Below are 17,462 nucleotides of genomic sequence, written 5' to 3'. Positions count from 1 at the left end.
CCACCGTAACCTTGCGCTTTGCGAAAATCCCACAGGTAGTTTCATGTCCCTGGAACAGAATTACACCGCGATCCTCGGCCAACTCGGCGAGGACGTGTCCCGCGAGGGCCTGCTCGACACGCCAAAGCGTGCCGCCAAGGCAATGCAGTATCTCTGCCGCGGCTATGAACAGACACTCGAGGAAGTCACCAACGGTGCCTTGTTCAGCTCTGACAACAGCGAAATGGTGCTGGTCAAGGACATCGAGCTGTACTCGTTGTGCGAGCACCACCTGCTGCCGTTTATCGGCAAGGCCCATGTGGCGTATATTCCGAGCGGCAAAGTGCTGGGCCTGTCGAAGGTCGCGCGTATTGTCGACATGTATGCGCGCCGCTTGCAGATCCAGGAAAACCTCAGCCGCCAGATCGCCGACGCCGTATTGGAAGTGACAGGCGCCCTGGGCGTGGCCGTGGTGATCGAGGCCAAGCACATGTGCATGATGATGCGCGGTGTCGAGAAACAGAATTCGTCGATGATCACCTCGGTGATGCTGGGTGAGTTCCGCGAGAACGCGGCCACCCGCAGCGAATTTCTCAGCCTGATCAAGTAACCGGCTGGGCAGGAAGGAACCGGCGTTCATCGCCGGTTTTTTTTCGCCTGCAGAAATCAGGTAAGCTGCGCCCCCTCAGTCATGGGCAAGAGGTTTCAGCCATGTTCGTCAAAGCACTTCGAGTGGGCCTCGGCCACGTCATCATCGCGGGCGACTTTCTTACCCGCCCACGTAAAAAACAACGCCCTGCCGAGCAACAGGCCAAGGTCAATGCTGCAGCCAAGGACCTGACCCTGTATCAGTTCCACGCCTGCCCGTTCTGCGTGAAGACCCGTCGCACCCTGCACCGCCTGAATGTGCCGGTGGCGCTCAAGGACGCGAAGAACAACGAGCAGGACCGCCAGACCCTGCTGGAGCAAGGCGGCAAGATCAAAGTGCCGTGCCTGCGCATCGAAGAGAACGGCCAGACCACCTGGATGTATGACTCCAAGGTGATCATTGACTACCTGGACAAGCGCTTCGCTGCGATCTGAAGCACACGGCGGTCAATGTGGGAGCTGGCTTGCCTGCGATTGCATCACCGCCGTACATCTGCTGCACCGCGGTGCCCGCATCGCAGGCAAGCCAGCTCCCACATTTGCTCTGCGGTGTTCTTAAGTCGGTATTGTCAGGTCGAGATCCAGCAGTGCCGAACCCAGGCACTTGCCGTGGGCGTCCAGGGCCAGCGAGCGGGTTACGCCGCCGCGCAGGATTCCCGGCAGGACGAAGTTCAGGGCCTGCACGTTCGGCAACTCATGGCGCTGAACCGGTGCCGCATCGGGATCGCGTAAATCGACAAAGAACTCAGCCACGCGCTCAGCCGTCAGCTGTTCACACAGCAACGGATAATCCTCGGCGCGATAGGCAATGATCGAGATGTTCGACGTGTCGCCCTTATCCCCGGTGCGGGAATGGGCCAGCCTGTGCAGTTTCATTCTTCAATCCTCGGTTTGACCGCTTCACGGGGCAACAGCAACGACGCCACCGCCACCACCTGACGCACGCTCTTGCTCGCCCCACCGCCGCCGGCCGGGCCATTGGTGTAGAGGGTCTCCACTTCATTGCCGACCCGCACGGCGTCGCTGCGCTCGTCACAACGGGCGGCAACCCGCAGGCGCACTTCCCAAGGCTCGACGCTGCTGCGAGGGCCGTGCAATGAATCCATGCCGATCAACTCGGCACGCAGGTCCTGCATGTTGACCCCGATCAACGCGAGACGCTTGAGCACCACTTCCCGCGCCAACTCGGCCCGTGCGACAGCGCCGGGACCACCGTAGGACATCTGCCCTTCACCAATCCAACCGTCCAGATAACCGACGCTGACCTTCAGTTGATCAGGCCGGGTACGCCCACTGGCTCCCTGGGCACGCACCCGGTCCACGCCCTCCTCGACAAACCCCACCTGGGAAAAGTCGGCCGTCACATCGGGGGTCAAATACGCCGAAGGGTCGTGAACTTCATAAATCAGTTGTTCGGCGCAAGTCGCGCGGCTGACCCGCCCACCCGAGCCTGCCACCTTGGTGATCAACGCATTGCCGTCGGCGTCGATCTCGGCCAGGGGAAAGCCCAGGCGCGCCAGATCCTCCACATCCTTGAAGCCTGGATCGGCGAAATAACCGCCACTGACCTGCCCCGCGCACTCAAGCAAATGCCCCACCAGTGTGCCCCGGCCCAGTCGCGGCCAATCATCGAAGGCCCAGCCGAACTCGAACATCTGCGGCGCCAGGAACAGCGAAGGGTCGGCCACGCGCCCGGTGATCACCACATCGGCGTCGGCGCGCAACGCTTGAACAATGCCCTCCACGCCCAGGTAGGCATTGGCAGAAATCAACCGCTCACCCAATGCGCCTACGGTCTGGCCGTTATCCAGCAACTGCTCGGCAGACAAGGTATGCAGCACGTCATCCCCGACCACTGCCACAACCTTGAGGCCCAGGCCCAGCTCGCCAGCAATGCGCCGTACTTCACTGGCCGCCGCCTGCGGGTTTGCCGCGCCCATGTTGGTGATCACGCGCAGGCGTCCACGCCCCGGCCCCTGCCCCACAAAGGGCAAGACACGGCGCATGCGCTCAGCCAGCAGCGGGTCATAACCGCCTTGCGGGTCGCTGATACGCGCCTGTTGCGCCAGGGCGATGGTGCGTTCGGCCAGGCATTCGAAGACCAGGTAATCCAGGTCGCCGTGTTCGGCCAGTTCCACTGCAGGTTCTATACGGTCGCCGGAGTAGCCGGCGCCGGAGCCGATGCGCAGGATGTTCATCTCAAATCACTCCCAGGAGCAACGCCGTCAGGGTCATCAACACCGAGGCGGCAAACAGGAAAGGAATGGTGAAGCGCTGGTGATCGGCCAGTTCGATCTTGCACAGGCCCACCAGCAGGAAGGTCGCAGGGGTCAGCGGGCTGACCGGGAAGCCGGTGGTGTGCACGCCCAGCAGCGAAGCCTGGGCCACCTGAAGCGGGTCGACGCCCAGGGCCTTGCCGACTTCGGCGATCACCGGCATCACGCCGAAATAGTAGGAATCGGGGTCAAACAACATGCTCATGGGCATGGACAAAAAGCCCACGACGGCCGGGATCAACTTGCCGTGGCCCGCCGGAATCTGCGCCACCGCCACTTCGGCGATGGCCTTGAGCATGCCGGTGCCTTGCATGATGCCGGTAAATACCCCGGCGGCGAGCAGGATACTGGCCATGGTCAGGGCGGTTTTCGCATGGGCGTCAATGCGCGCACGCTGGGCGTCCACGTTGGGGTAGTTGATGCACAACGCAACCACGGTGCCGAGCATGAACATCACCACCGGGTCGACCCAGCCGGCGATCATCACCACCATCACCAGCACAGTCAGCACCAGGTTGACCCAGAACAACCGTGGACGACGCAGCTTGATGTCGTTGTCGCTGAGCACTCGTTGCGGCACCGCCTCCACGCTGGAACCGGCGCCCAGGCCCAGGCGTTTTTCTTCGCGATGGCCCAGCCACCAGGCGCAGGCGAAAACAAAGATCAACCCGACGATCTGCACCGGGATCAGTGGCTGGAACAGGTCGGCCACTGGCACATGCAGCGCCGCCGACGAACGCAGCACCGGGCCGGTCCAGGGCAGGAAGTTGACGCCGGCGGCCATCGCACACACGCAGGCGAGGATGCGTTTATCAATGCCCAGCCGCGTATACAGCGGCAGCATCGCCGGCACCGTCACCAGAAAGGTCACCGCGCCAGAGCCGTCCAGGTGCACCAGCAACGCCAGGGTCGCGGTCCCCACCACAATCCGTGTAGGACGCGTGCCGACCGTGCGCAGGATGCGATCAATGATGGGATCGAGCATGCCCGCGTCGGTCATGATCCCGAAAAACAGGATCGCGAACACAAACATGCCGACCACCGGGGCGACGTTCTTGATACCGATAATGATGAAGGCACTGGTTTGCAGGCCGAAGCCGCCGATCAGCGCAGCGATGATCGGCAAGGCGATCAAGGCCACCAGTGGCGAGAGGCGCTTGCTCATGACGGCAGTGAGCAGGCACAGGATGGTGATGACACCCAGGGTTGCGAGCATGGGTTACTCCAGGGCGGCCTGGTTGGCCGGTTATTGTTTTCCCTGGAGTATTGGAAGCGGGTTAGTCTTTGTAAATTGGAATATTCGGCCTAGCACGTTCGGAAAAACAAAATGAAAAACTCGATCCAGCACATCCAGGCCTTCCTCGCGGTGGCCCGCACTGGCAGTTTCACCAAAGCGGCCAACGAGTTACACCTTTCGCCGTCGGCCCTCACCGTGCAGGTGCAACAACTGGAAGACTGGCTCGGCGTCGCCCTGCTCGACCGCAGCCCGCGCCACGTGAGCATTACCGCTGCGGGCCAGGAGGCGCGCGGGCCCATGGAAAAACTGCTGCTGGACCTGGACAACATCGTCACCGGCTCCCGCGACCTCGCCGCCTTGCGCCGTGGAGTGGTAACCATCGCCGCCCTGCCCTCAGTCTGCGCTGGCGCCCTGCCCCCGGCCTTGCGCCTGTTTCGCGAACGCTTCGCCGGCATCGAAGTGCGCCTGCATGACCTGGTGGCCCAGCGCATTCACGCAAAGGTCCGCAACGGCGAAGTGGATTTCGGCATCGGCGTGCGCGCCCGCCTGAGCCACGGCCTGGACTTCGTGCCCGTGCTTAATGATCGTTTGTGCGCATTTGTGCCGTCAGGCCATGCGCTCGCCCGCCATCGCCAACTGACGCTGGAACAATTGGCGGACCAGCCGATCATCCTGACCGGGCGCGACAGCAGTGTGCGCGAGCAAGTGGACACGCTGTTCGATGAGACACGGTTGACGCTGAACGCCGGCATGGAGGCCAACTACATGTCGACCGTATTGGCCTTGGTGCGCCAGGGCCTGGGCATCAGTGTGTTGCCGGAGTCAGCGGCCGATAGCCTGGACGGTTTGAAGCGGATCAGCATCGATCATCCCGGGGTGAATCGGGAGATCGGGTTGATCAGCCGTAGCGGGATGGGCTTGAGCCCGGCGGCGCAGCGCTGCTTTGAACTGCTCAACAAAGCACTGCCTGACACGCCGCCGCGCTGAATGTGGGAGCTGGCTTGTCTGCGATGCAGACACCTCGGTTTAGCCGGGGCACCAGGGTGACGCTATCGCAGGCAAGCCAGCCCCACATTGGACCGAGTGAATCAGTCGAGCATCGGCACATACCGAGGATGACTGGCCACCCGCTGCAACCACGCCTGCACCGCCGGATACGGCGCCAGGTCAAAGCCGCCTTCATGGGCCACATGGGTGTAGGCATACAACGCAATATCGGCAATGGAAAATTGCTCGCCCACTAAATAAGGCGTGGCTTGAAGCTGACGCTCCATCACTCTCAAGGCCTTGTAACCGCCTTTGTGGGTGGTCTTGTATTCTTCCAGCCGATCCTCGGGCATGTTCAGGTAAAACTGAATGAACCGCGCCACCGCAATGTAGGGCTCGTGGCTGTATTGCTCGAAGAATTGCCACTGCAGGACTTGCGTGCGCAGGCGCGGTTCGGTCGGCAGAAATTCGCTGCCATCGGCGAGGAAGTTGAGGATCGCGTTGGACTCCCACAGGCAGGTGCCATCTTCGAGCTCCAATACCGGGACCTTGCCATTGGGGTTCTTGGCCAGGAACGCCGGGGTCTGGGTATCGCCCTTGAGGATATCGATATCGATCCATTCATACGGGATGCCCAACAGATTGAGCATCAATTTGACCTTGTAGCAATTGCCCGACTTGTAATCGCCATAAACCTTGTACATGGGGCTCCCCTTTTCGCCGCGCTGACCGAATGCTTGCGCCCACAAGGTGCGGGTATCGAAGGCTTGTTTCAAGGCGTCGTGCAGAATAAATCCCTTGGCCTGGGCCTTTCATCCGTTTTCGCCGAGACAATCGAAAACATTATTTGCTTTATTTGTATACAAAAGCATAATTCGCCTCGTGCGAGTTTCTGACCTTTTGGTCAACAAAGCCCGCCAGTACCTCAAAGCGCGGTTGCCCACTCATGTAACCGGCGCTGGAAATAACAATAAAACGATTGAGGAGTACTCGCTGTGGATAGCCGTAAAACCGAAGCCCCTACGTTGGATCTGGCCGCGCCCCGAGGCGGTTGGCTGGAGCGCCTGTTCAAACTGCGCTTGCATGGCACCACAGTGAAGACCGAGCTGATCGCCGGCCTCACCACCTTTATCACCATGGCCTACATCATTTTCGTCAACCCCAACATCATGGCCGATGCCGGTATCGATCACGGCGCGGCTTTCGTCGCCACCTGCATCGCCGCCGCGCTGGGCTGCCTGTTGATGGGCCTGTACGCCAACTGGCCAGTGGGCCTGGCGCCGGGCATGGGCTTGAACGCGTTTTTCACCTACACCGTGGTCGGCACCATGGGCTACAACTGGGAAACCGCCCTCGGTGCGGTATTTGTCTCGGGTGTGCTGTTCATGATCCTGACGCTGTCGCGTATCCGCGAATGGTTGCTCAACAGTATCCCGGTCAGCCTGCGTCATGCCATGGGCGCGGGCGTGGGCCTGTTCCTGGGGGTGATCGGCCTGAAAACCGCCGGCATCATCGTCGACAGCCCGGCCACCCTGATCAAGCTCGGCTCCCTGCATGAACCCGCCCCACTGCTGGCGGCGGTGTGCTTCCTGCTGATCGCCATCCTCAGTTACCACCGCGTATTCGGCGCGATCCTGATCAGCATCATCGCCGTGACCCTGGCGGGCTGGGGCCTGGGCCTGGTGCATTACAACGGCATTCTCTCTACCCCACCGAGCCTGGCACCGACCTGGATGGCCATGGACGTAATGGGTGTGTTCAATGTGAGCATGATAAGCGTGGTATTTGCCTTTCTTTTTGTACACATGTTCGACACTGCCGGTACACTGATGGGCGTTGCCCAACGCGCCGGGCTAGTCAAGGCAGACGGCAAGATCGACAACCTGTCTCGTGCATTAAAGGCCGACAGTGCTTCCAGCGTGTTCGGCGCCATGGTTGGCGTGCCGCCTGTGACCAGCTATGTGGAAAGTGCTGCTGGTGTAGCTGCCGGCGGCCGCACCGGCTTGACTGCCGTGACCGTAGGCGTGCTGTTTGTGGCGGCGATGTTTTTCGCGCCGCTGGCCGGCATGATTCCCGCCTATGCCACGGCGGGCGCATTGATTTACGTGGCAATGCTGATGATGGCGAGCATGGCCCATATCAACTGGGATGAAGCCACCGACAGCATTCCGGCCATCGTGACCGCGATCATGATGCCGTTGACATTTTCGGTCGCCGACGGAATCGCCCTGGGCTTTATCACCTATGTGGCGTTGAAGGCCGGCACCGGCAAGTACCGCGAGATTTCCATCAGCCTGTGGGTGCTGTGCGCGATCTTTATCGCCAAGTTCATCTTTCTGTAGTTCAGGAAGGGCTGAGAAACCGCCTCACCTTCGGGTGGGGCTTTTGCACGTAAGGGAGAACTGTAGATGAACCTGGATACCTGGCTGTTGTTCAGCGGCGCTGCGCTGGTGGTGATTCTGATCCCCGGCCCGCTGTCATTGCTGATGATCAGCAACAGCCTCAACTTCGGCCTGCGCCGCTCTTACCCGGCGTTTCTGGGCGGCGTATTTGCTTCGATCTGTCTGCTGAGCGCCTCGGCACTTGGCCTCGGCGCGCTGTTGCTGGCATCCGAGCAATTGTTCAGCGCACTGAAGATCGTCGGCGCGCTGTACCTGTTCTACCTCGCCTGGCAAAGCTGGCAGCAATCGCGGCTGCCGAGCGCAGGCGCCGAAGTGCCACAGTCCCCGGCTGTGCCGCGCTTTGGTGCGTTGTTTGGCCGGGCCTTCGTACTGGGGGCCAGCAACCCCAAGGACATCCTGTTTTTCGCGGCCTTCCTGCCGCAGTTTCTCAGCGCCGAGCAGGCGTTTTTACCGCAATTGTTGATCATGATCGCCACCTGGACGGTGCTCGACCTGTTATGCAAGTTGGCTTACGGCTTGGGCGCCCATGGCGCCGCGCGGTATTTGCGCAGCGGTTCGGGCCAGAGCTGGTTCAACCGCACCAGCGCCGCGCTGTTTGGCGGTGCCGGTGCAATGGCTCTCATCAACGCTAAGGGATCAATTTGACGAAATAAACAGTGGGGGCCAGCTGTCCCTTTGTGGGCCACTGGATGCCGGCCGCAATCCGCACCAAGCGTTGTTCTTGCATCGCGTTGTCAACCGCCCTTAATAAAAGAGAGTCAGGGTGGGAGTTGATGGCTACCCGAACCCACTTGTCCGAAAGCTTCGTTCTCACGCGAATTCGCCCTGTCTCAAACCATTGGTAGGCCACGTAGTAAATTGTGCTCGAACGGGGATGAGTCACGACTGATTCAATACTGCTTTCTCCAAGAGGTAACCCTGGGCGTCGCACAGACAAGTCCTCAACGCGGTACCCCTGCTGCTCCAACACGGTTCTGACGGCGGCGCGCTCTGCTTCAAGCCTCTGCGTCCTGACCGGTCTGACAGCATATTGCAGGCTCGGGTCTAACGGATGAGGCGGCATGAAGTCAACACGCGTGAAGCCGGGCGCCTTGCCTTCAAAACCGATGTGTAGATATTCGCTGCGCCGTTCATTAGGTCGCAACATCCGGAGTAAATCATCCGTTTGGCCGCTCCTCGCAGGAGGCGCAGGTAGCCATTCGTCCAGCGTCGCGCGGATGTCGAGCAAATGGCTTGCCGTGGCAGCCCGGGAAGGACCTGACAACTCAACCAACCTTATGACGGCAAACGTTCGAGCGTCATTCGTCAGGGTGGGAAAGGCCATGCTCACATAGTGCCTCAACGGCCTGTCGAACAGTGCCGGATGATTTTGCCACCCACCTGAAGGCAAGCGTGATACGGGAATAGGCTGGTCGCGAATATCAGTGCTTGTCCAGCGCATGATATCGGTTAGCGCGGATCGCCCCGGTGGCTCATTTCGGGTGATAAACACCAGGCCGTTCAACGGTGCACGATCACCCTGCGGGAGCATCCGGTAAAAAACGCTGTTCGGATCCTGGATGTCGGTATAAGGAGGAGCCACGCGTAAAAACCTGGCATTGAGCGAAGAACCTCTGGGAGCTGCACCAACCTCAAACACTCCAGGCGCAGGGAAGTCCACAATTTGACTGCGGTTGACTTGAATTCCCCAACTCAGCCACTGGGTGTCCGTTGTACGTGACTGAACAATCCGATTCTCAGTAGCCGTGCGCGTACGAGGGGGTTGCCAATCCGGCAATGGGGAAACGGGCCATGGGTTATGCACCCCGGAGCTGGGCCCAGGTTGTGGCGCATTCATGCCCAACAACCACTCTTTAGGCTCTTGAATGTTGAGGACCAACTCATCCAGCCCCGGTTCCCGGCTATTTCGCAGGCGAAATACCTCTTCGTTTTCACGCTGGTAAACCGGGTAATGGTGCGTATCGTCCGCGACGAACTGCTCGCCGTTCTTGACATGCACGCCTTGCCTGCCCGGTCCTTTCAACGCTACGGCGCCCTCGGGCTTACCCTTGATTCTGAAACGCTCCAAGAGCTTCGATTGCGCCACCAGCGACGACGACGCGCTGGGCAAATGACTACGCATTGCCATCGGCAAGCGACGGATACGACTCAGAACCTTCATCGGCGAACGCATGCCTGTGACCTTACCGCCCTTCACTTTGGGAACAGGCGCAAAGTCTGTCGCCAGTTCGACCGCCAGAAACAGGGTCATGAACGCCACATCCACGGCATCGTTAGGGTCACCAAAGCGATGATAGCGTCGGGCAGCCAACAGCAACTCGTGGAAGGCGTTAACCTTCCCGAAAAACGGAATCAAAATACCCAGCAACCCGCGCCTGGTGGCCTCGCTCTGCTCTTCAAGGCGTTGAACCCGATAAGTCGCCAACATCCAGCTGGAGTTACTGACGGCTTGAACCCGCCCTTGCAGCTCCAGCGAGCTGGCCGCGTGCAGCAGTGCCATGGCGTCACGGTAGGTGGTGGGCACCACCGCCAACCAGTTCGACGGTGCACTGGCAATCTGCTCGTGGATCAGCGCTTCGATTTCACTGACCGCTGGCGTAGGCTCAAGGTGCGTGATTTTGAATGAGCGGAAAAACTCATAGCCCTTCCACACGCCTGCGATGAACGAAAAACCGGCGAGGATATAATCCACGTCAGAAATCGAGCTGTTCTCATTTGTTGCATCGACGTTATGGGTAATGGCCTGGAATGCCCATCCCGGTGCAACCTGTCGCGCCAGAACCTTAACGTAATCGGGCTCTACAGCCATACGATTGAGCGCCGCAAGGGCCATTTCCACACCGGTGTATTCGCTGATGACCAACGCGTGGGGCGCGGCCGGCCAGTAAACCACGCAGCGTCCGCTGGCCTGGTCCGCCATCACCACAATGCCTGCGATGTAACGATCATGCAGCATCGTGTGTCCTACCAAATGAACCACACTGAGCGTCAGCCGATGCCCGTTCTTTAACAGGTCTTCAGCCGTGCGGGCTGCCATTGCAACCTTGAACAGGCTCTGCGCCTGGGCGCTCAAACCCTGGGCGGTCGCCGAAAAAAGCTGCATCTGCGCGCAGTCCCGCAACGTGCGATTTATCAGCACAGGGATACGTTCTTCCCTCTGACCGCTCGCCCCCGCAGGGTAAAATGCACGGTGGGCCCGTATCGCGTAATTACCGCCGATATCCAGCGAAGACACGGTGTTGATCAGATAATCGGCGTTCAGTCGCTGGCGCCACTGCGGTTGCAGATAGCGGCCGCGTGTCAATCGCGGGCGTGTCCAGGGTGCTTGCGAGTCAAGGTTATGCAACGCCAGTTGCAGCATGCTGAACGTGTGGCGTTTGAGGCTGGGTGTCACGATGACTTTGCGATCGCCCGGCATGCAGCGACTTTCGTGGCCACAAAAACTGCTGTAGGTGTCATCCGGTAAGTCGATCAACGGCTTGTCGATGTCCAGTTCCGGGTAAAAACCGTCTTCAGTCAAACGAGCGATCAACGCACTGCGGGCGAAGGTGTCCAGGTCAGGCAGGATCTGCACGAGCCCGCTTTCAGCGGCAGCGGCACTGCCCAGGTACCTGCGCTTTAGGCGTTGGAATTGTTTGACTTGGGTAGGCGTTGCGCTGGCCAGCCACGCTGGGGAGCTTTTCATCTCAAGCGCAACTTTACGCAGCACGTCTACATTGGCCAACGCCTGGCTCAAAGCATGGTTGGGAGGAAACGCGAGATGTTGGTGCAGCTCGACCACCCACAACAAGCGGCTGACCATCGCATCCTTCACCTCGCCGAAAAGCCCCGCCATGCCACCGATGCGTTTGCTCAAACCTGCGTAGTACATCACCAGGTTTTTCAGCGAGAGACCAGTGGGGCTGATGTCGACAGGCTCGTAACGCACAGCCAGCGTGTTGCGCACCGCATGGGCGCGCAAGTCGTGGAGCTTATCCCGTTCGACACAACCCCATAACCTGGAATAGTCACTGCTGCCCAGTGTCGCTTTGAGCCCCAGCGTCAGCGCCTCCAGGCCGGAAAAAGCCATAAGCCCGCCATAGTCTCCAAATGCATACAGCACCACCGGAATTGCCCCTGCCGGTTTTTTCAGCGCCGCCACTCGAGTCACCACCCACAGGTTATGCAGCGGATAGAAGGCATCCGGCGCGCTGCCCACCGAGACCGACAGCACCTGGGTTTGACTGCCAGGGCGTTTGCGCGCTGCAGGCTGGTCCAGCACTTCGCTAATCACGTCACGATGCGCCGTGGATATGAGCTTGAGCTGGTGTTGCAACTCAACCTCACAGCGCAATGCTTCGACCTGGGCGCGCAAAAACAGCGCAGCACGCCTGCGCCCTCCCCCAGGGCGCGCAAGCCAGAACGGCAAATCGAACAGTTCATGCTGCGCATCCTTGATCTGTGCGCTCAGCACCTGCGTGTGCTCCTTGCGCTGGCGCTCGAGCGCCAACACCTGTTCGAACGCCGCGCTCTGCGCACTCAGATCATCCTGGTTGAGCAACCCAACCAAGCCCTTTTCATAGCGTTTGACCTGTTGCTCTGCCGTAAGCCGGGCCAGCTCGGGCATCGCACTGGCAAACAGGATTTCCGGCTGCCGTCGTTGCCGGTCCCAGGTAAGTAATTGGTCGCACACGTTGTGCAGCCGGGCGCTGCCTGCCAGCCGTTTGCGAGCTTGCTCGATCGAACGGAGAAAGGCTGTGGCCGACAACGTTTCAGGCCGCGGCCTGCTTGCAGCGAACACATGCGCATGATTGATCGCCAGCGCGCAGGCCAACTCATTCGCCCATTGGCCATCCAGCAACGCCCGGGCGCTCAGCGCCAACGCATCCTCCGTCACCGCCGCGCCACGCACGACAACGGAGGCTGGGCTCAGGTGATCAGGTCTGCATAATTGGTGACGACGCTTTAATGGCAAGCATTGCCAGAGTTCATCGAACAGCGTTTGACTGGTCAACGCCAACAGGCCGCATTGAAGCGAGAAGAACGACGGATACTCGTAAAAATGGCGGGCCACGCCCGGCAGGTAAATCACATGCGGCGCACCCTCGGGGTCGCCGTCTCGATAAATATGCAGTGCCCCGGGAATCGCGACTGCAGGCAAGCCTGGCCACATCAATTGGCTTACCCGCACGCTGGCCCAACTGCCCCCGGCGCGCTGGCGCGCCTCGGTGTCGGGGGCATCCACCAATTGCTGGACCAGGGTCATTCCCGCAACGGAAATCTCATCCAGTTGCCGTGCCATGAAAGCCTGCTCGGCAAAAGCTGCGGCGTATGATTCAGCCCAGCGTTCCTGACGTGTGTGCCACGATCCATGCGCCAAAGCCTGCCAATATTCCGTTACCGCTTGAGGCAGCCGCTCCAGCAGGTTCATCGCGATCATGCGTCGCAACACCTGCAAAGGCGTATACGGCAGCCGACGGTTTGGATCGCCTTTGACACTCAAGGAGGTGAATTGATTGAGGTTGTCCGGTACCGAAGGCAATGCCAGCGACAGCAGCGCCCGGTCGGTCAAACTGTCAACTTTAGCGGCCGCTCCCGGCAATGCCGCCTGGGTAAACAGCAGGCTGTCGGGGTCAATTTCAAATTCCTTGCGCAGCGCGGCACGAATCACTCCCAGAACCCGGGGCGCATGACCTATCAAGCGGGCGAGCACTCTGGTCGACTGGAAACACCGCCGGTCGGCCTGCGCGAGCTGGTTGACCAGGCGGCCGGGCTGGGGATGAGTGTTGATGCGCCGAGTCAGTTGATCGCGCATGTGCTGCTGCACGCGTTCGGCAGTGATATCCGGATCATCTGAATAGATGTTGCCGATGGTTGAAGTCATGGTGCTTTCTTCTTGATGGAAGGACAAACACCAGCCTAGGCAGCGTCGCGGCTCAAAAGGCGTTAGATAGTTGAACACACCACGGGCGAAAAAAAGCCCGCAGTGTGCGCGGGCGAAACCAACGAAGAGCATTTGGGGGTATGAAGCGAGGTGACGACTCAGCTACCGCGATAGGTGGAATAGCTGTAAGGCGAAATCAACAGGGGTACATGGTAATGCTCTTGCTCGGCGCTGATGCCAAAGCGCAGTACCACTACATCCAGGAAAGCCGGCTCCGGCAGCTGCACGCCACGGGCGCGGTAGTAATCGCCGGCGTTGAATTGCAGTTGGTAGACACCGCTGCGGTAATCGTCGCCTTGCAACAGCGGCGCATCGCAGCGGCCGTCGCTGTTGGTGGTGGCGGTAGCGACCAGCTCAAGCTGCGCACCTTCGACGCGGTACAGCTCAACCTTGATTGCGCTGCCGGGGCAACCGTGCGCGGCGTCCAAAACGTGTGTGGTCAAACGTCCCATGGCTTTTATGCGCCTCCCGAAGTCAGTCATAGAGAAACCCGCACTCTTTCAGGGCAGTGAAAAAGCCGGCGATGGCTGATTAAGACACTTTTCAGAAAAATTGTACACAATTAATTCAACAGCCCTCCAATCCCTTGTAGGAGCGAGCTTGCTCGCGAAAAACGCCAACGATGACGCGGGCTTTCAGGGTGAAAAGTGGCGCCCTCAGGTTATTTGCCAGCAAGCTCGCTCCTGCAGTGGGCTTTTTCATTTTAACCTGACCACTCAGGCAAGTTTCTTGCAGAGACCCGTAGAGAGCCCGTTCAGAAAAAATGCAGAAATGCAGGCTTACAAAGTTTGCAATAAGTTGTATACAATCACTCATCGCTGTGACGCCACTCAGTCATTTCACTGCCCGGACGCCACACACACCTGCTACCACGAACAAGAAGGAAGACTGCAGTGAGCGCTGACTACCCACGCGACCTGATCGGTTACGGCAGTAACCCTCCTCACCCCCACTGGCCGGGCAAGGCACGCATTGCGCTGTCGTTCGTACTCAACTACGAAGAAGGCGGCGAGCGCAACATTTTGCACGGTGACAAAGAGTCGGAAGCCTTCCTCTCGGAAATGGTCTCGGCTCAACCGCTGCAAGGCGAGCGCAACATGAGCATGGAGTCGCTGTACGAGTACGGCAGCCGTGCCGGTGTGTGGCGCATCCTCAAGTTGTTCAAAGAATTCGACATCCCGCTGACCATCTTCGCTGTGGCCATGGCCGCGCAGCGTCATCCGGATGTGATCCGCGCCATGGTCGCCGCCGGCCACGAGATTTGCAGCCACGGCTACCGCTGGATCGACTACCAGTACATGGACGAGGCCCAGGAGCGCGAGCACATGCTCGAAGCCATCCGCATCCTCACCGAACTCACCGGTGAACGCCCATTGGGCTGGTACACCGGCCGCACCGGCCCCAACACCCGTCGCCTGGTGATGGAGGAAGGCGGCTTCCTGTACGACTGCGACACCTACGACGACGACCTCCCCTACTGGGAACCCAACACCCCGAACGGCAAGCCGCACCTGGTGATCCCCTACACCCTGGACACCAACGACATGCGCTTCACCCAGGTGCAGGGTTTCAACAAGGGCGATGACTTTTTCGAGTACCTCAAGGATGCCTTCGACGTGCTGTACGCAGAAGGTGCCGAAGCGCCGAAGATGCTATCGATCGGCCTGCATTGCCGCCTGATCGGTCGCCCGGCACGCCTGGCCTCGCTCAAGCGCTTCATTGAATACGTCAAAAGCCATGATCAGGTGTGGTTCACCCGTCGCGTGGACATCGCCCGTCACTGGCACCAAACCCACCCTTTCCCGGGAGCGGCGAAATGACTGCGTTCCAGACCCTGAAACCTTCGACCTTGAGCCGCGACGCCTTTGTCCAGGCCTTTGCCGATATCTACGAACACTCGCCATGGGTGGCCGAAAAGGCCTTCGACCTGGGCCAGGACGCGTCGATCGACCAGATCGAAACCCTGCACCAGCGCATGAGCGATATCCTGTTGAGTGCTGATCACGCCTCGCAACTGGCGCTGATCAATGCTCACCCGGACCTGGCCGGAAAAGCTGCCGTCCAGGGCCAACTGACCCAAGCCAGCACCGATGAACAAGCGGGCGCGGGTATTCACCAATGCACGGCCGAAGAGTTTTCTCGCTTCACCGAGCTGAACGAGGCCTACAAAGCCAAGTTCAAGTTTCCCTTCATCATGGCGGTAAAAGGCAGCAACCGGCATCAGATCCTCGCCGCGTTCGAAACGCGCATCCACAACTCGGCAGACACCGAGTTCAAGTGCGCGCTGGACGAGATCAACAAGATCGCGTTGTTCCGTTTACTGACCCTCTAGCAGTCCATCCCCAGCCACTCTATCTAAGGCAGACAAGAAGAATGAAAGCTTACGCCGTACCTTTCGAAAAATTCGTCAACCTGGCCGACGCCCGCCTGGGCACCAAGATCATCTCGGTGACCGATGACTGGTTCGCTGACGCCAACCGCCTGTTCCAGCCGACCCCGGCCGTGTGGAAGGAGGGCGTTTTCGATGACAACGGCAAGTGGATGGACGGCTGGGAGTCACGCCGCAAGCGCTTCGAAGGCTACGACAGTGCGGTGATCCGCCTGGGCGTGCCGGGTTCGATCAAAGGCGTGGACATCGACACTTCATTCTTCACCGGCAACTTCCCGCCGTCGGCTTCCCTGGAAGCCTGCTTCCTGGCCTCGGGCGAGCCGGATGCCAACACCCAGTGGGTGGAAGTGCTGTCAGCCGTCGAGCTGCAAGGCAACAGCCACCACTACCACGAGATCAACAACGACCAGGCTTTCAGCCACCTGCGCTTCAACATCTACCCGGATGGCGGCGTGGCCCGTCTGCGTGTGTACGGCGTGCCGTTCCGCGACTGGTCTTCGGTGGGCGACAACGAACAGGTCGACCTGGCCGCCGCGCTCAATGGCGGCCGTGCCCTGGCCTGTTCCGACGAACACTTCGGCCGCATGAGCAACATCCTCAACCCGGGCCGCGGCATCAACATGGGCGATGGCTGGGAAACCGCACGTCGTCGCACGCCAGGCAATGACTGGGTGATCGTCGCCCTGGGCCACCCGGGCGAGATCGAGAAAATCGTGGTGGACACCCTGCACTTCAAGGGCAACTACCCGGACACCTGCTCGATCCAGGGCGCCTTCGTGAAAGGCGGCACCGACAGCCAGATCGAAACCCAGTCGCTGTTCTGGCGCGAACTGCTGCCGGCGCAGAAGCTGGAAATGCACGCCGAACACACCTTCGCCGAGCAGATCAAGGCGCTGGGGCCGATTACCCACATCCGCTTGAACGTGTTCCCGGATGGTGGTGTGAGTCGCCTGCGGGTTTTGGGCAAAGTCGCCAAGTAAGCGGTGACCCCATCGCAGGCAAGCCAGCTCCCACAGGTGAATGCATTCCAAATGTGGGAGCGGGCTTGCCCGCGATAGCAATAGACCAAACAACACAGTATTCGGATAAGAAGACAGCCATGCGCACACTGATGATCGAACCTTTGACCAAAGAAGCCTTCGCCCCCTTCGGAGACGTTATCGAAACCGACGGCAGCGATCACTTCATGATCAACAACGGGTCGACCATGCGCTTTCACAAACTGGCCACGGTCGACACCGCGAAGCCGGAAGACCACGCCATCATCAGCATCTTCCGCGCCGACGCGCAGGACATGCCGCTGACCGTGTGCATGCTGGAGAGACACCCGCTGGGCAGCCAGGCTTTCATTCCGCTGCTCGGCAACCCCTTTCTGATCGTGGTCGCGCCACTTGGCGATGAACCTGTATCGGGCTTGGTCCGCGCCTTCGTCACCAACGGCAGGCAGGGCATTAATTACCATCGCGGCGTCTGGCACCACCCGGTGCTGACGATCGAAAAGCGGGATGACTTCCTGGTGGTTGATCGCAGTGGCACAGGCAATAACTGCGATGAGCATTTTTTCAAAGAGGATGAGCGGTTGATCCTCGCCCCCCACCAATAAGAGAAGGTCTGATCACCC

The 17,462-nt window shown here is 59.9% G+C and carries 15 protein-coding genes; 9 read left to right on the top strand and 6 right to left on the bottom strand.

Annotation, left to right across the window (positions count from 1 at the left end; genetic code table 11):
* The first annotated feature begins 43 nt into the window (after nucleotides 1–43).
* Together folE and GIV35_RS17565 are read left to right on the top strand one after the other, a co-directional pair.
* Nucleotides 44–589, top strand: a complete 546-nt coding sequence (gene folE / locus GIV35_RS17570) for a GTP cyclohydrolase I FolE (protein ID WP_014719282.1) — start codon at nucleotides 44–46, stop codon at nucleotides 587–589.
* A gap of 101 nt (nucleotides 590–690) precedes the next feature.
* The gene (locus tag GIV35_RS17565) at nucleotides 691–1,062 is read left to right on the top strand and encodes a glutathione S-transferase N-terminal domain-containing protein (RefSeq protein WP_020302241.1); all 372 of its coding nucleotides are present in this window, start codon (nucleotides 691–693) and stop codon (nucleotides 1,060–1,062) included.
* Between the two features lie 120 nt (nucleotides 1,063–1,182).
* Here the strand turns inward: GIV35_RS17565 and GIV35_RS17560 are convergent, their stop codons facing one another.
* From GIV35_RS17560 to GIV35_RS17550, 3 genes are read right to left on the bottom strand one after another with little or no spacing between them, the layout of a single operon-like run.
* Nucleotides 1,183–1,503 carry an AtuA-related protein gene (locus GIV35_RS17560; protein WP_105227518.1) on the bottom strand — a complete coding sequence of 107 codons (321 nt, stop codon included), beginning with the start codon at nucleotides 1,501–1,503 and terminating at the stop codon, nucleotides 1,183–1,185.
* Nucleotides 1,500–2,825 carry an acyclic terpene utilization AtuA family protein gene (locus GIV35_RS17555; RefSeq protein WP_236304407.1) on the bottom strand — a complete coding sequence of 442 codons (1,326 nt, stop codon included), beginning with the start codon at nucleotides 2,823–2,825 and terminating at the stop codon, nucleotides 1,500–1,502. Before GIV35_RS17555 ends, GIV35_RS17560 begins: the two co-directional genes overlap by 4 nt.
* A gap of 1 nt (nucleotide 2,826) precedes the next feature.
* Nucleotides 2,827–4,119 carry a CitMHS family transporter gene (locus GIV35_RS17550; protein WP_105227521.1) on the bottom strand — a complete coding sequence of 431 codons (1,293 nt, stop codon included), beginning with the start codon at nucleotides 4,117–4,119 and terminating at the stop codon, nucleotides 2,827–2,829.
* Between the two features lie 111 nt (nucleotides 4,120–4,230).
* On the opposite strand from GIV35_RS17550, the gene GIV35_RS17545 reads away from it, so the two are divergent.
* Entirely contained in the window at nucleotides 4,231–5,127 is an 897-nt protein-coding gene (locus tag GIV35_RS17545) for a LysR family transcriptional regulator (RefSeq protein ID WP_223024171.1), read from the top strand.
* Nucleotides 5,128–5,228: 101 nt separating this feature from the next.
* Here the strand turns inward: GIV35_RS17545 and GIV35_RS17540 are convergent, their stop codons facing one another.
* Nucleotides 5,229–5,831 (bottom strand): glutathione S-transferase family protein, encoded by a 603-nt coding sequence (locus GIV35_RS17540; RefSeq protein ID WP_105229169.1) that lies wholly within the window; start codon nucleotides 5,829–5,831, stop codon nucleotides 5,229–5,231.
* A 291-nt stretch (nucleotides 5,832–6,122) separates the two neighbouring features.
* On the opposite strand from GIV35_RS17540, the gene GIV35_RS17535 reads away from it, so the two are divergent.
* A complete protein-coding gene (locus GIV35_RS17535) occupies nucleotides 6,123–7,469 on the top strand; it encodes an NCS2 family permease (RefSeq protein WP_034126137.1) in 1,347 nt (448 codons plus the stop codon).
* 66 nt (nucleotides 7,470–7,535) lie between these two features.
* The gene (locus GIV35_RS17530) at nucleotides 7,536–8,174 is read left to right on the top strand and encodes a LysE family translocator (protein WP_034126136.1); all 639 of its coding nucleotides are present in this window, start codon (nucleotides 7,536–7,538) and stop codon (nucleotides 8,172–8,174) included.
* Here the strand turns inward: GIV35_RS17530 and GIV35_RS17525 are convergent.
* The gene (locus GIV35_RS17525) at nucleotides 8,158–13,392 is read right to left on the bottom strand and encodes a dermonecrotic toxin domain-containing protein (protein ID WP_236265196.1); all 5,235 of its coding nucleotides are present in this window, start codon (nucleotides 13,390–13,392) and stop codon (nucleotides 8,158–8,160) included. The two genes, GIV35_RS17530 and GIV35_RS17525, sit on opposite strands and share 17 nt — an antisense overlap.
* A gap of 158 nt (nucleotides 13,393–13,550) precedes the next feature.
* Nucleotides 13,551–13,904 (bottom strand): hydroxyisourate hydrolase, encoded by a 354-nt coding sequence (gene uraH, locus GIV35_RS17520; protein ID WP_034126134.1) that lies wholly within the window; start codon nucleotides 13,902–13,904, stop codon nucleotides 13,551–13,553.
* 441 nt (nucleotides 13,905–14,345) lie between these two features.
* Between uraH and puuE the strand changes: the two genes are divergently transcribed.
* The 4 genes from puuE to GIV35_RS17500 all read left to right on the top strand — a co-directional run bounded on the left by puuE (nucleotide 14,346) and on the right by GIV35_RS17500 (nucleotide 17,444).
* Entirely contained in the window at nucleotides 14,346–15,272 is a 927-nt protein-coding gene (gene puuE / locus GIV35_RS17515; RefSeq protein WP_198862310.1) for an allantoinase PuuE, read from the top strand.
* On the top strand, nucleotides 15,269–15,784 hold the full coding sequence (uraD, locus tag GIV35_RS17510) for a 2-oxo-4-hydroxy-4-carboxy-5-ureidoimidazoline decarboxylase (RefSeq protein ID WP_014719293.1): 516 nt from the start codon (nucleotides 15,269–15,271) through the stop codon (nucleotides 15,782–15,784). Before puuE ends, uraD begins: the two co-directional genes overlap by 4 nt.
* A 41-nt stretch (nucleotides 15,785–15,825) precedes the next feature.
* Nucleotides 15,826–16,821 carry an allantoicase gene (alc, locus tag GIV35_RS17505; RefSeq protein ID WP_017137848.1) on the top strand — a complete coding sequence of 332 codons (996 nt, stop codon included), beginning with the start codon at nucleotides 15,826–15,828 and terminating at the stop codon, nucleotides 16,819–16,821.
* A gap of 119 nt (nucleotides 16,822–16,940) precedes the next feature.
* Nucleotides 16,941–17,444, top strand: coding sequence for an ureidoglycolate lyase (locus GIV35_RS17500; RefSeq protein ID WP_014719295.1), 504 nt, complete (start codon nucleotides 16,941–16,943; stop codon nucleotides 17,442–17,444).
* Nucleotides 17,445–17,462 lie beyond the last annotated feature (18 nt).

Source organism: Pseudomonas sp. PA-1-6B, from assembly GCF_021609545.1.
Lineage (GTDB): Bacteria > Pseudomonadota > Gammaproteobacteria > Pseudomonadales > Pseudomonadaceae > Aquipseudomonas > Aquipseudomonas fluorescens_BV.
Note: the sequence above shows the minus strand (reverse complement) of the source record. Positions and strands in the feature narration are given on the sequence as shown.

What these genes read in the sequence shown, in the direction of transcription:
- folE (WP_014719282.1), top strand. Translation starts at nt 44, where the DNA reads ATGTCCCTGGAACAGAATTACACCGCGATCCTCGGCCAACTCGGCGAG.
- GIV35_RS17565 (WP_020302241.1), top strand. Translation starts at nt 691, where the DNA reads ATGTTCGTCAAAGCACTTCGAGTGGGCCTCGGCCACGTCATCATCGCG.
- GIV35_RS17560 (WP_105227518.1), bottom strand. Translation starts at nt 1,503, where the DNA reads ATGAAACTGCACAGGCTGGCCCATTCCCGCACCGGGGATAAGGGCGAC.
- GIV35_RS17555 (WP_236304407.1), bottom strand. Translation starts at nt 2,825, where the DNA reads ATGAACATCCTGCGCATCGGCTCCGGCGCCGGCTACTCCGGCGACCGT.
- GIV35_RS17550 (WP_105227521.1), bottom strand. Translation starts at nt 4,119, where the DNA reads ATGCTCGCAACCCTGGGTGTCATCACCATCCTGTGCCTGCTCACTGCC.
- GIV35_RS17545 (WP_223024171.1), top strand. Translation starts at nt 4,231, where the DNA reads ATGAAAAACTCGATCCAGCACATCCAGGCCTTCCTCGCGGTGGCCCGC.
- GIV35_RS17540 (WP_105229169.1), bottom strand. Translation starts at nt 5,831, where the DNA reads ATGTACAAGGTTTATGGCGATTACAAGTCGGGCAATTGCTACAAGGTC.
- GIV35_RS17530 (WP_034126136.1), top strand. Translation starts at nt 7,536, where the DNA reads ATGAACCTGGATACCTGGCTGTTGTTCAGCGGCGCTGCGCTGGTGGTG.
- GIV35_RS17525 (WP_236265196.1), bottom strand. Translation starts at nt 13,392, where the DNA reads ATGACTTCAACCATCGGCAACATCTATTCAGATGATCCGGATATCACT.
- uraH (WP_034126134.1), bottom strand. Translation starts at nt 13,904, where the DNA reads ATGGGACGTTTGACCACACACGTTTTGGACGCCGCGCACGGTTGCCCC.
- uraD (WP_014719293.1), top strand. Translation starts at nt 15,269, where the DNA reads ATGACTGCGTTCCAGACCCTGAAACCTTCGACCTTGAGCCGCGACGCC.
- alc (WP_017137848.1), top strand. Translation starts at nt 15,826, where the DNA reads ATGAAAGCTTACGCCGTACCTTTCGAAAAATTCGTCAACCTGGCCGAC.
- GIV35_RS17500 (WP_014719295.1), top strand. Translation starts at nt 16,941, where the DNA reads ATGCGCACACTGATGATCGAACCTTTGACCAAAGAAGCCTTCGCCCCC.